Annotated in this window: 14 protein-coding genes; 6 read left to right on the top strand and 8 right to left on the bottom strand. The window is 64.6% G+C overall.

What is annotated here, in order from left to right; genetic code table 11:
- The first annotated feature begins 9 nt into the window (after nt 1–9).
- The 4 genes from J2X56_RS04385 (at nt 10) to J2X56_RS04370 (ending at nt 2,554) form a co-directional block, all read left to right on the top strand.
- Nucleotides 10–792: an enoyl-CoA hydratase gene (locus tag J2X56_RS04385; protein ID WP_039787174.1), complete on the top strand. Its 783-nt coding sequence runs from the start codon at nt 10–12 to the stop codon at nt 790–792.
- Nucleotides 793–949: 157 nt separating this feature from the next.
- Nucleotides 950–1,528 carry a histidine phosphatase family protein gene (locus J2X56_RS04380; RefSeq protein WP_310158455.1) on the top strand — a complete coding sequence of 193 codons (579 nt, stop codon included), beginning with the start codon at nt 950–952 and terminating at the stop codon, nt 1,526–1,528.
- A 101-nt stretch (nt 1,529–1,629) separates the two neighbouring features.
- Nucleotides 1,630–2,043: a GNAT family N-acetyltransferase gene (locus tag J2X56_RS04375; protein ID WP_121045651.1), complete on the top strand. Its 414-nt coding sequence runs from the start codon at nt 1,630–1,632 to the stop codon at nt 2,041–2,043.
- A gap of 28 nt (nt 2,044–2,071) precedes the next feature.
- Nucleotides 2,072–2,554 (top strand): GNAT family N-acetyltransferase, encoded by a 483-nt coding sequence (locus tag J2X56_RS04370; RefSeq protein WP_121045650.1) that lies wholly within the window; start codon nt 2,072–2,074, stop codon nt 2,552–2,554.
- 13 nt (nt 2,555–2,567) lie between these two features.
- On the opposite strand, the gene J2X56_RS04365 is transcribed toward J2X56_RS04370, so the two are convergent.
- The 3 genes from J2X56_RS04365 to zigA all read right to left on the bottom strand — a co-directional run bounded on the left by J2X56_RS04365 (nt 2,568) and on the right by zigA (nt 5,759).
- Nucleotides 2,568–3,536 carry a succinylglutamate desuccinylase/aspartoacylase family protein gene (locus J2X56_RS04365; RefSeq protein ID WP_121045649.1) on the bottom strand — a complete coding sequence of 323 codons (969 nt, stop codon included), beginning with the start codon at nt 3,534–3,536 and terminating at the stop codon, nt 2,568–2,570.
- Nucleotides 3,537–3,612: 76 nt separating this feature from the next.
- Nucleotides 3,613–4,539: a GTP cyclohydrolase FolE2 gene (gene folE2, locus J2X56_RS04360; RefSeq protein ID WP_199725147.1), complete on the bottom strand. Its 927-nt coding sequence runs from the start codon at nt 4,537–4,539 to the stop codon at nt 3,613–3,615.
- A gap of 5 nt (nt 4,540–4,544) precedes the next feature.
- Complete coding sequence (gene zigA, locus J2X56_RS04355) at nt 4,545–5,759, bottom strand: zinc metallochaperone GTPase ZigA (RefSeq protein WP_134136482.1); 1,215 nt, start codon at nt 5,757–5,759, stop codon at nt 4,545–4,547.
- Nucleotides 5,760–6,003: 244 nt separating this feature from the next.
- Here zigA and J2X56_RS04350 point away from each other — a divergent pair, with 244 nt between their 5' ends.
- Both J2X56_RS04350 and J2X56_RS04345 read left to right on the top strand, forming a co-directional pair.
- A complete protein-coding gene (locus J2X56_RS04350; RefSeq protein WP_034331366.1) occupies nt 6,004–6,228 on the top strand; it encodes a hypothetical protein in 225 nt (74 codons plus the stop codon).
- 176 nt (nt 6,229–6,404) lie between these two features.
- Nucleotides 6,405–7,829 (top strand): PepSY-associated TM helix domain-containing protein, encoded by a 1,425-nt coding sequence (locus tag J2X56_RS04345; protein ID WP_310158446.1) that lies wholly within the window; start codon nt 6,405–6,407, stop codon nt 7,827–7,829.
- Here the strand turns inward: J2X56_RS04345 and J2X56_RS04340 are convergent, their stop codons facing one another.
- The 5 genes from J2X56_RS04340 to J2X56_RS04320 all read right to left on the bottom strand — a co-directional run bounded on the left by J2X56_RS04340 (nt 7,830) and on the right by J2X56_RS04320 (nt 12,056).
- The gene (locus J2X56_RS04340) at nt 7,830–8,663 is read right to left on the bottom strand and encodes a metallophosphoesterase (RefSeq protein WP_134136479.1); all 834 of its coding nucleotides are present in this window, start codon (nt 8,661–8,663) and stop codon (nt 7,830–7,832) included.
- Nucleotides 8,663–9,658, bottom strand: coding sequence for a diacylglycerol/lipid kinase family protein (locus J2X56_RS04335; RefSeq protein WP_409025201.1), 996 nt, complete (start codon nt 9,656–9,658; stop codon nt 8,663–8,665). The genes J2X56_RS04340 and J2X56_RS04335 overlap by 1 nt, the downstream gene beginning before the upstream one ends.
- Before the next feature lie 39 nt (nt 9,659–9,697).
- Nucleotides 9,698–10,468 carry a phosphatase PAP2 family protein gene (locus tag J2X56_RS04330; protein WP_121045644.1) on the bottom strand — a complete coding sequence of 257 codons (771 nt, stop codon included), beginning with the start codon at nt 10,466–10,468 and terminating at the stop codon, nt 9,698–9,700.
- Nucleotides 10,469–10,528: 60 nt separating this feature from the next.
- Entirely contained in the window at nt 10,529–11,296 is a 768-nt protein-coding gene (gene fnr, locus J2X56_RS04325; protein ID WP_121045643.1) for a fumarate/nitrate reduction transcriptional regulator Fnr, read from the bottom strand.
- A gap of 229 nt (nt 11,297–11,525) precedes the next feature.
- A complete protein-coding gene (locus J2X56_RS04320; RefSeq protein ID WP_121045642.1) occupies nt 11,526–12,056 on the bottom strand; it encodes an isochorismatase family protein in 531 nt (176 codons plus the stop codon).
- Between the last annotated feature and the right edge of the window lie 103 nt (nt 12,057–12,159).

Below are 12,159 nucleotides of genomic sequence, written 5' to 3'. Positions count from 1 at the left end.
AGGAAACGCATGAGCACCTACACCAACCTGAAGCTGGAAAAATGCGGCCACACCGCCGTGCTGACCCTGTCTAATCCCCCCGCCAACACTTGGACCCGTGAAGCCCTGGCCGACCTCACGCGCCTGGTCAAGGACCTCAACGCCGACCGTGAGATCTACACCCTGGTGGTGACCGGCGAGGGCGAGAAATTCTTTTCCGCCGGGGCCGACCTCAAGCTCTTCGCCGATGGCGACAAGGCCATGGCGCGCGAGATGGCGCGCCGCTTCGGGGAAGCCTTCGAGACCTTGTCGGGCTTCCGGGGCGTTTCGATTGCGGCCATCAATGGCTACGCCATGGGCGGTGGCCTGGAGTGCGCCTTGGCCTGCGACATCCGCATCGCCGAAGAACAGGCCCAGATGGCATTGCCGGAAGCCGCCGTGGGCTTGCTGCCCTGCGCGGGCGGCACGCAGAACCTGCCGTGGCTGGTCGGCGAAGGCTGGGCCAAGCGCATGATCCTGTGCGGCGAACGCGTCAATGCCGAGACCGCGCTGCGTATCGGCCTGGTGGAGGAAGTGGTCCCCAAGGGCCAAGCGCGCGAACGTGCGCTGGCGCTGGCCTTGCAAGCCGAAAAGCAGAGCCCTTCGTCTGTTGCGGCCAGCAAGCAGCTGATCCAGGGGGCGCGCCACAATCCGCTTGGCACTATCCTTCAAACCGAACGCGAACTCTTCGTCGATCTCTTCGATACCCAGGACCAGAAGGAGGGCGTCAACGCCTTCCTCGAAAAGCGCGCGCCGAGCTGGAAAAACGCCTGAACGTTTCGGCACAGGGCCTGACGTTTTCTGCATCATGACCTGTTTTTGACGCGGCAAATGCGGCGTCGGAGAGGGCGTGGTGCGATGGCCTTGGGCTAGACTGGCAGCCTTGATCCACGTGATCCATTTGATCCATCCGATCCCGTCGAGGCTTTCCATGTCATCACGTATTGCCGCGTTTCTGTTCTCCCTGCTGACGTTGTCCTGCCTGCCCGTTGCGGCGGGGGCTTCCGAACTGTCGGACAAATTGACCCAGCCCGATCATGTCCTGATCATGCGCCACGCGCGTGCGCCGGGCATTGGCGATCCTGCAGGATTCACGCTCAATGACTGTGCCACGCAACGCAATCTCAACGATGAAGGCCGCGAACAGGCGCGCAAGATCGGCAACTGGCTGCGTCAGCAAGGCGTAAGCCGCGCCATCGTCGCCAGCAGCCCCTGGTGCCGTACCAAAGAGACCGCCACTTTGCTGGGTTTCGGTACGCCCGAGGTGCAGGATGGCCTGGCCTCCTTCTTCAACGACGCGGCCCAGGGCGAGACCGCCAACCAGCGACTGGAGCAGTACCTGCGCACGGCTTTGCCGGGCAAGGGCAGCCGGGCGCTGATCCTGGTCACGCATGACGTGAACATCGGCCGCTGGACCGGAGAAAGTGTGGCCTCGGGAGAAATGGTGCTGGTGCGGGTCGATGCCAGCGGCAAGCCCGTATCGCACAAGGTCTACGCGCGGCCCGACTGATCCGCCGGTCTTCGCCAAGCACAACGGACGCCGCAGCGCTGCATGCCCTGCGGCGTTTTGTGTTAACGTGACCGGCTTCGTCGTCACGTCCGCCTGCGCCCATGTCCATCGTCTACCGTACCGACCTTCGCCTGACCGCCGATCAGTTCATCGACATTCTTTCCCGTACTTCGCTGGGCCCGCGCCGTCCGCTCGAGGACCGCGAATGCATGGAGGCCATGGTCACCCATGCCAGCCTGACCGCGACCGCCTGGGATGGCGAATTGCTGGTCGGTGTGGCGCGCTGCGTCACCGATTTCGTCTACGCCTGCTATATGTCGGAGCTGGCCGTCGATGAGCAGTACCAGCGCCGGGGCATCGGCAAGGAATTGATCCGCGCCGCCCGCAGCCGCCTCGGTCCGCGCTGCCGCCTGCGGTTGCTGGCCGCCCCCGATGCCACCGACTACTACAGCCATATCGGTTTCGCCCACAGCCCCCGCTGCTGGGAGCTGACGCCCGGAAATGAACTTAAATAACGTTTTAAATCATTTATAAAGAATTGCCATGATCGAGATTCAAGTCTATCGCCCGGAACACGCACAGGGCGTGGTCGAGGTCATCCTGCCCATCCAGCAGGAAGAGTTCGGTATTCCCATCACGCTGGAAGGGCAGCCCGACCTGAAGGATATTGCCGGTTTCTACCAGAAGGGCCTCGGCAATTTCTGGGTGGCGGTTGATGGTGGCAAGGTGGTCGGCACCATTTCCCTGCTCGATATCGGCAACGCCCAGGTCGCGCTGCGCAAGATGTTCGTGGCGGCCAGCCATCGCGGCAAGGAGCACGGCACCGCCGCGCGCCTGCTGGAAGGGGCCATCGCCTGGGCGCGTGCGCAGGGCGTGCGCCAGATCTTCCTGGGTACCACGGACAAGTTCCTGGCGGCGCATCGCTTCTACGAGAAAAACGGTTTCCGGCTCATCGAGAAGAGCACGCTGCCGCCCGCTTTCCCGGTGATGGTGGTCGATACCCGCTTCTACGCGCTGGATTGCTGAAGCGCTTGCGAGGTCACAGCCGGCGCTGGCTGTCGACCCCGAAGTAGAACCATTCATTGCCCGGCAAGGCGCGCGGATTGGGGAAGACGATGTAGCCGTCGCCCGCTGCCAGCACCGCCTGGCCATCGTGCCGGTGGCCGATCACTTCACCCTGCTGCACGCGGTCGAAGCTGGACCAGTCACGGGTGAAGCGGTCCTCGGCATGTTCCATGTCGATCACGTCCACCAGGCGGATCAGCTGGATATCCGCCACCGGCGGCTGCGGGGGCGCATCGATCATGCCGTGCAGTGCCAGCGTCTGCAGGATCGCGCGATAGGCGACTTCCGGCGCTTGCGGATCATCATGCTGGCCGCATTCCAGGGTCACGCCGTATAAACCCTTGCTGCGCGCGTATTCGGTGGTGCCCACGCCATACTGCCGGTCCAGCAGGTCGGGCGAGACCGCATGGCCTTGCTGGCGGCGGCGTTCCACCCCGCGCACATAGGCCCCCATCCATCCTTCCACCACGCGCTGGCAGCCCAGGTGCGCGACCATGCGTGCTTCGGCGGCGGCATGCGCGAAGGGTTCGACCTCGCCGTCATTGTCTTCCGGGCCGAGCATGGCGAAGGGCATGCCGCCGGTATGGAAGGAATGCAGGTCGAGCAGGATCTCGTGTTCATCGATCCACGGACACAGCACGTTGCAGAGCTGGTCCTCGAAGTTGGCGGGGGCCGGATGCGGGCGCAGGTTGCGGTTCAAATTGCGGTCACCCTGGCGTTGCTGTTTTTCATAGGCCAGCGGATTGGTCACCGGCACCAGCGTCAGCAGGCCGCGCTGCAGGCGCAGTTGCCCGCTGTCGAGTTCACGCTGCAGGCGGGTGATGGCCTGGGTGCCGCAGGTTTCATTGCCGTGCACGGCACCGAGGATCAGCAGGCGCGGGCCGGGCGTGAAGGCCGCATATTGCAGCCTGCGCAGGGAAGAAGGAAGGGAATCGGACGTCATCGGGTGGCATGCACAGGAAGCAGAAAGGGCAACGATACCCCGGTTCGGGCGGCGCTGCCAGTCGCCGCCGCCGGGATCAGCGCAGCAGCTCCTGCCAGCCGGGTGTCACGGCAGTCGCCACGGCGTCGTGCGCATGCAGGCTTTCGAAGTGCGACACGCGGACGGAGCAGGCAGCAAAGCGCGCTTCCAGTGCTTGCCGCAGTCGGCGCGCAGCATCCTCCACGTACATCAGGTTGGCCCCATTGGCCAGCGCAAAGGCCTGCTCATCCGCGCGCCGCACGGCGGTCTGCACGGCCGTGCCCAGTGCGGCTTCGGCGGTATCGATCAATTCCAACAGCGGGAACTGCGCGGCATCGCCGGTGATGGCAATGCTGAGCTCCGCTTCGCTGCGCTGACTGTGCGGTGTGGCCAGACTCGCATGGCGGGCGAGCCAGCCCAGCGCGGCATCGCGGCCGATGGCCTCGTGCTGCGCGAAGTCGGCGGCAAAGGCATCCTGCAGGGCCTGTCGCGACAGGGCGGCCGAGCAGGGGCAGGTGGAGGAATAGGCGATGCGCACCTGCAAGCGGAGCGCCAGCGTGGTATCGCGCAATTGCGCCGTCAGCGTGACCGGATAGCTCTTCCATCCAGCCAGCTCCGGCGTGACCAGCGCGGCCCGCTGCTGCAGCAAGGCGAAGTCCAGCCGCAGCAAGGCGGCGCGCGACTGGCAATCGGCGTGGCTCTCGCGCATCTGGCGCAGCAGTTCATGCACAGCGGCCGGCGTCAGGCGCGATCGAGCGGCGAAGGCGTCCAGCAGCAGGTACAAGCGCGACATGTGGATGCCCTTGGCCTGCGGATCGGGCAGGTCCACCGCCACTTCGGCGCTGGCCGGCAGGGGCGTGCCGTCGGCCAGCCGCAGCGGCAGGGCGATGCCGCACATGCCTACCCATTGCAGGGGCAGGGCGATGCTGGCGGGTTCATCGCGGGCGACGTCGGGCAGGGAATTGCGCTTGCTGATGAGGGTCATGCCGATCACTCCCAGCCGGGGAAAGGATCGGCCATGCGCGCCCAGCCCATCGGACCTTGCGCCATCTCGGCATCGCTCAGCAGGCAGGCTTCCAGCCTGGCCGTCAATGCGGCCTGATCCATGTCCATGCCGATGAGCACCAGTTCCTGGCGGGCATCGCCGACGTTGTCATCCCATTGTTCGAGGATGAAGTCGATGGACTCCTGATCCTGCGGCCACTTCTCGCGCGGCACGGCGGCCCACCATTTGCCGGCCAGCCCGTGGCGGCAGACGGCACCGGCCTGCGACCATGAACCCGCATGGGCCGGGCGGGTGGCGAGCCAGAAGAAACCCTTGGAGCGCACCACGCCCGGCCATTCGCTGTTGACCAGATCGTGGAAACGCTGCGGATGCATGGGCCGGCGCGCGCGCCAGGCGAAGCTGGTGATGCCGTACTGTTCGGTCTCCGGGACGTGCTCGCCACGCAGTTCCTGCAACCAGCCGGGGGCCTGGCTGGCTTGTTCGAAATCGAACAGGCCGGTGTTGAGGACCTGGTCCAGCGCGACCTTGCCAAACTCCGATGTGACGATGCGCGCACGCGGATTGAGCTTGTGCAGGATGGCGTGCAGGCGCTCCAGATCAAGCGGCGAGACCAGGTCCAGCTTGTTGAGCACGATCACGTCGCAGAACTCGATCTGCTCGATCAGCAGGTCGACCACGGTACGGCTGTCTTCCTCGCCCATCGATTCGCCACGCTCCTGCAGGCTGTCCTGGGAGCTGTAGTCCTTGAGGAAATTGAAGGCGTCCACCACCGTGACCATGGTGTCCAGCCGCGCCACATCGGCCAGACTGGCCCCCTCTTCATCGGTAAAAGTAAACGTCTCGGCCACCGGAAGCGGTTCGGAAATGCCGGTCGATTCGATCACCAGCTGGTCGAAACGGCGCTCGCGGGCCAGCTTGCGCACTTCCATCAACAGGTCTTCGCGCAGGGTGCAGCAGATGCAGCCATTGCTCATTTCCACCAGTTTTTCTTCCGTGCGCGACAGATCCGCACCGCCATCACGCACCAGCGCGGCATCGATGTTGACTTCCGACATGTCATTGACGATCACCGCTACGCGCCGGCCTTCGCGGTTGTGCAGGATGTGGTTGAGCAGGGTGGTCTTGCCGGCACCGAGGAAACCGGAGAGCACCGTCACGGGAAGCCGGCGGTCGCCTGGCTGGCGTTGGAGGGAGGTCATGGCGAGTGTGAAATCAGCGTAAGGGTGGAGGAGCAAGCGATGCCATCAGCGAAACTGATGACAGATTTCTCGAGATAAATGCAACTGAGTTGCGAATATCTCATAAATGCAACCTTGTTGCAAATAGTGGGTGCGGTGTGCGCGCCGGTCACGCATCTGAGAGAGGGGTTGCCAGTGGCCGTCCGCGGGAAGGAAAGCCCGGCTTGTGCTAGCATGTCGCCTCGCAACAAGGAGGTTTCATCACATGTCCCAGATCTTCCCGTACAAGGGAAACGCCGTCATCCCGGAGATCAAGAAGCTCGACAACGGCAAATTCATGGCTTGCTTCGTGATTCACGAGGGCAAGGATGGCAGCGGCAAGCTGCGCTATCAGCGCAAGGCGCCCACCAATGAATTCGATACCGAAGACGAGGCGATCGCCTACATCCTCGATTTTTCGGGCGACTGGATCGACGAAAATCCCATGTGATCCCGCCGCGCGCCGTTGCCACGGTGCTGCAGATCACAGGCAGGAAGAGCCGCACGGAATGTGTTCCGTCGGCTCTTTTTCATTGGGGCTGCGACAAATTGCCACATTCGCAGGGACCGCCGTACGGCCTACAATCGCGAGCCTGTTCCCGTTTTCGGCACTCCCCGCCCGCCTTCATGACCACCTCCTTCCAGCCCGCCGGCGATGGCGCCGCCAACGCCGCCAGCGCGACCGCTCGTACTGGCGATGCCCATCGCTCCGCCTTGCACGCCGTGCTGCTGCGCCTGCATTTCTACATCGGCCTGTTCGTCGGCCCCTTCATCCTGGTGGCGGCGCTGACCGGTACGCTGTACGTGCTCACCCCGCAGATCGAATCGCATCTCTACGCCTCGCAGCTTTACAACCAGAGCCGGGGCGAGGCCCGGCCGCTGGCCGAACAGGTGAAGGCCGCGCAGGCATTCCTGGGGCCGCAGGCGCGCCTGTTCGCGGTGCGCCCGGCCAAGGCGGAGGGATGGAATACCCGCGTGATGTTCAGCCAGCCCGGTCTGGGCGACTCGGAAAGCCGGGCCATTTTCGTGGATCCGGTCAGCCTGCAGGTCAAGGGCGACCTGATCGTCTATGGCACCAGCGGCGTGCTGCCTTTGCGCACTACGCTGGATTACCTGCACCGCAACCTGATGCTGGGCGACTTCGGCCGCAACTACAGCGAGCTGGCCGCTTCATGGCTGTGGCTGGGTGCGTTGGGCGGAGTTTGGCTGTGGTGGCGAGGTCGCCAGCGCCGCGCTGGCAGTACGGTGCGCGCGCCGCGTCCCATGAACGCGCGCCGGCTGCATGCCCTCGTAGGGCTGTGGATCGTGTTGGGGCTGGTGTTTTTCTCGGCTACCGGCCTGACCTGGTCACGCTGGGCCGGTGAGCGCGTGAGCCAGATGCGCACGCAGCTGGGCTGGATCACGCCCTCGGTATCGACGCAATTGCAGGCCGGTGCCCCGGCCATGTCCATGGGCGAACACGCCGATCACATGGGCGCACATGGCATGCAGATGCCCATGCCGGAGGCCAGCGATCCGGCCCGTTTCGACATGGTGCAGCAGATCGCCCGCGCGGGTGGCATCGACTCCTCCGAGATCGAAATCCGCCCACCGCGCTCGGCCCAGCAGGCTTGGGTGGTGCGGGAGGTGGATCGCTCCTGGCCGACCCAGGTCGATACGGTGGCTATCGATGCCGACCGCATGGCCATTACCAGCCGGGCCGATTTCGCTGATTTCCCATTGATCGCCAAGCTGATCCGCTGGGGTGTGGATGCGCACATGGGGGTGCTGTTCGGCGTGGCGAACCAGATCCTGATGGCCCTCTTCGGCGTGGCCCTGACCGGGCTCATCGTGCTGGGCTACGTGATGTGGTGGCGGCGCCGCCCGGCGGCGGGTGCCAGCCTGGCTCCGTTGACGCAGGCGGTGATGCGCCTGGCGCCCCTGCAACGCCTGACGCTGGCTGTGCTGGCCCTGCTGCTGGGCTGGAGCCTGCCGTTGATGGGGGCCAGTTTGTTGCTGTTCCTGCTGGTGGATGTGATCCGTTATTCCCGCGCACGCCGCGCGACGGTCTGATCATTCACTGAGCAGGCCATCGGCGGTCTGCTCGAACCACTCGCTGCCGCGTTGCACGAAGGTCTGCGACGCGGCCAGCGCAAAACTCTTCACATCGGGCTTCCAGCCCAGCCGATGCACCACGATCTGGTGTGCTTCCACCTGCAAGACGTTGAAGGAATTGCTTTCGCCGCGCCCACGGGTGGAGGTGGCCGTACCCGCCTGCACCACCAGCGCCGAATAGCCGGGAATGTGATAGCGCCCGGCGCTGCTCACGGCCGAACTGGTATGCACGTGACCTGCCAGCAGCAGGTCGGCGCCGCACAGCGCGAAGGCACGCATGGCCGGTACCGCCTGGCCGACCAAGCCGTGATGCTGCGGGCCGGGCGGCAGGTCGAAGGGATGATGGGTGACGATGATCTTGACCAGGTGATCGCCCACGCCAGCCAGTTCGCGCCGCGCGTGTTCGATCTGTCTGTCGTTCACGCGGCCATCCTGGATGGTCAGGGAACGTGCGGTATTGATGCCGACCACGGCGATTTCCTCGTCCACGTAGCGCGGCTGCAGATCGGCCGTGATGTGGCGCTTGTACTTGCGCAGCGGCTGCAGCAGGCGCGCCGCCACGTTGAAGAGCGGAACGTCATGATTGCCCGGCACCACCAGCTGGGGCTGCGGCAGCGCATTGAGAAACTCCCTGGCCTGCTTGAACTGGATGCTGCGCGCGCGTTGGGTAAGGTCGCCCGAAACGACGACCAGGTCCGGCTTGAGCTCGTGGATCTGGGCGATCAACGGTTCGAGGATCTCCGGATCGGTGCGCCCGAAATGCAGGTCCGACAGATGAATGAGGGTACGCATCAGTTCTCCCCCAGCAGTTTGTCGAGCAGGCCGGGTTCGCGGGGGGCGGCCGCTTGCGGGGCGGCGAGCTGCGGCACGATCACGGTCAAGGAGGCCGGACGGATACGGTAGTGCAACGGTGTCTGCATCAGGTTGACTTCGCCATCGGTGGCCACGCGCATGCGTTTCTTGTGCGTCTCGATATGGATCTCGCTGCAGGTCAGTACATCGAAGTCATGCGCTTCACGCAGGCGGCCGAACAGTGCATGCAGGGCCAGTCGCAGCAGGCCCAGGCGGCCGGTGCGGTGGCACACGTACAGACTCAGCTGGCCGTCGGTGAGGGTGGAGCGCTTGCCGATGTCCAGGCCGCTCATGAGGTACTCGTTGTTGCCGATGAAGACGAAGGGCGTGCGCCGCCAGTGTTCCTTGCCGTCGATGGAGAGCCGCACGCGCAGGAAGGGATAGCGCCGCAGCGCGCCCATGGCGGCCCAGGTGAAGGCCAGCCATTTGCCACGGCCCAGGCGAGCCTGCTGCTTTTCACGTTCGCGCACGATGTCGGGATAGAGACCCAGGCTGGAATTGTTGATGAAGGGCGCGCCATTGACCTCACCGCTGTCGACCCGCAGCTTGCGCCCGGTGGCGATGTTGGCGATGGCCTCGTCCAGCGTCAGCGGGATGTTGAGGTCTTTGGCAAAGTGATTCAGCGTGCCCAGCGGCAACACGCCCAGCGCGCTCTCGCAGTGTGGATCGGCCAGCAGGGTCGAGGCCACGGCATTGACGCTGCCATCGCCGCCGCCCACGGCGACCACCGCGATCTTGTTGCGCACGGCATCGCGGGCGGCCTCCAGCATGTCTTCGCCGCTGCGCGCCAGATGCACCACGGCGTGCAGGCCGTGACGGGCGAACTCTTCGGTGAGGTGCGCGGCCAGTTCCTCGGCGTGGCCGCCACCGGCACGGGCGTTGATGGCGGCCACCACGTCGGGGCGGCCCTGGCTGGCGGGCAATTCCTGGGTCATGTCTTGTTCTGTCATCCGCAGGCGAGTAGGAAGGTGGTTTCAGAGCCCGTTGGAGCGCGGCTGCGCGTAATAGTGCCGCTGCCAGGTGAAAACCACGGTCGTCCACAGCGCGAACCAGGCCGTGCCCAGCAGCATCGCACCCAGTACGTCGCTCAGGAAATGCGCGCCCAGGTAGACCCGGCTGAAAGCGGTCAGCGCCACCAGCAGCAGGGCTGCGCCGATGACGGCGGCCTGCACGCCGCGCTCGCCGGTCTTCAGGCGCGCACCGATGGCGGCCGTCACGCCCGGCTGGTTGAGCAGGTAGGCGGCCAGCATGGCGTAGAGCAGGGTGGCGCCGATGGTGTGTCCGCTGGGGAAGCTGTAGCTGTGCAGTACCAGGATGGGATCCTCAAAGCTGGGACGCAGGCGTGCGAAGATGTGCTTGAGCGTGAAATTGCACAGCATGCCGCCGGGCAGCACCAGCAGCAGGTCGGTGACCCAGGCCCAGCGCTGCTTGCGGACCATGTGCCACAGCAGCAGTGCGCCCATGGCCAGCACGCCGATGGTGCCATGCAGATGCGTATAGCCGAGGACCAGTTCGGTCAGGGGCGAGAAGGCATGCTGGTTGAACCAGTCCGCCAGTTGCTGATCCAGTCGCGTGAGCGCACCCTTGCTGCTGACTTCGTAGGCGATCAGCGCGAACAGCATCACCGTGGCCAGCGCGGCCATCAGGCCCGTGGTGAGCGGCAGTCCGAGATGGTGGTCGCGCGCCATGCGGGCGCGCAGGAAACGCTGGAGGGAGGGAGAGGGAGAAGAGTGTCGTTCTGTCATCCGGCCATTCTAACCTCAGCCCCCCGTGCCCCGGCAAGGGGCTGGAGGGTGCCGGTATGGTCAGGCGCAGGGATCGTTGCCCAGCGCGATGGCACGCAGGGCAGGCAGGTCGCACAGTTCGACGTCGCGATGGTTGACTTCGATGACGCCGGTTTTCTTGAAATTGGTCAGCAGCCGGCTCACGGATTCCACGGCCAGGCCCAGGTAGTTGCCGATTTCCTCGCGCGTCATGCGCAGCTGGAAACGGGTCGAGGAATAGCCACGGCTGGCGTAGCGCGAGGACAGGTTGAGCATGAAGGCCGCCATCTTCTGCTGCGCGGTCATGCTGCCCAGGGTCAGCATGACGCGTTGCTCGCGCGAAATCTCCAGGCTCATCATGCGATGGAACTGGCGCAGCAGCGTGGGCATGTCGCGGAACAATTCTTCCAGGCGCGTAAACGGAATCTCGCAGACTTCGCTGTCTTCCAGTGCCACGGCTTCGCACAGATGGTGCCCGGCGCCGATGGCATCCATGCCCAGCAATTCGCCGGCCATCTGGAAACCGGTGATCTGCTGGCCGCCATTGGTATTGCCCTGGAAGGTCTTGAAATGGCCCAGGCGGATGGCGTAGAGCATGTCGAACTTGTCGTTGAGGCGGTACAGGCTTTCATCGCGCTTGACCTTGCGGCGGCGGTTGATGACCTGTTCCAGCCGCTGCATGTCGCCCTGGTCCAGCCCCATCGGCAGGCACAGCTGGTGCATGCTGCAGGCCGAGCAGCTGGCGCGCAGGGCGTGCAGGGTGAGCGGAGGCGGCGAATGAATGGGCGTGTGGGCAGGTAAGCTGGACATAAGCGTTGGATTTTCCTCTATGTTGTGGCGGCGTCGGCTGGCCAGGTCTTGGCGTGATGATTTGTGATGCGCCACATTGTCATGCAGCTGCGCAGCTATTTTTCCCGTACTTTTACCACAGTTCTTGCCTGCAAAACGCATACGCAGGGGGAGCAATCAAAACTTTCATCGGAGCAAGGGGAAACTTGCTTTTCGGTTACGTCACCCTGTTTGCGCTTGGCGGGCCCGGTTATTTCACCAGTTTCAGGACCGCCCGGAACTGCGGATGTGCGCTGTGCCGCAGCCATTCGTAGGCGACCATCTCCAGTGTGACCGGGATGGCACCGGCGGCGCGCATGCGCTCGAAGGCGGCGTCGCGGTCCAGCGGACGGCGCGAGCCGCAGGCCTCCAGCAGGGGCAGCACCGTGTAGCCCTGTTGCAGCAGGGAAAGCGCAGTCTGCAGCACGCAGATGTGGGCTTCGCAACCGGCGACGATGAGCTGCCGTACGGCCGGTGGTATGACCGGCAGCAGGCCGTCCGCGCAGGCATCGAAATGCTGCTTGGAGAGCGTCTTGTCGCACAGGCGGGCAATATCCGGATGGTTGTGGCCGAGCTTGTCCGGCCTTTGTTCGGTGGCGATGACCGGCACCCCGAGCAGGCCGGCAATGGCGGCCATGCGCACGGTCTGCGCCAGCACGGCCTGGCCCTCGTGGATGGCGGGCAAGAGTTTTTCCTGGGGATCGATCACCAGCAGGGCGGATTGATGAGCCTGGATCAGCATGGAAGTCCTGTCATGTGGGCTTGGCAGAAATTGAAGGTCTTGTGTCATTGACGCCAAGCGGGTGGGAATCCGACAATTTTTCCATCATTGACCCTTCGGAGCA

The organism is Herbaspirillum sp. 1173, from assembly GCF_031455335.1.
GTDB lineage: Bacteria > Pseudomonadota > Gammaproteobacteria > Burkholderiales > Burkholderiaceae_D > Herbaspirillum > Herbaspirillum huttiense.
This window is presented reverse-complemented; position numbering and strand designations above follow the sequence as displayed.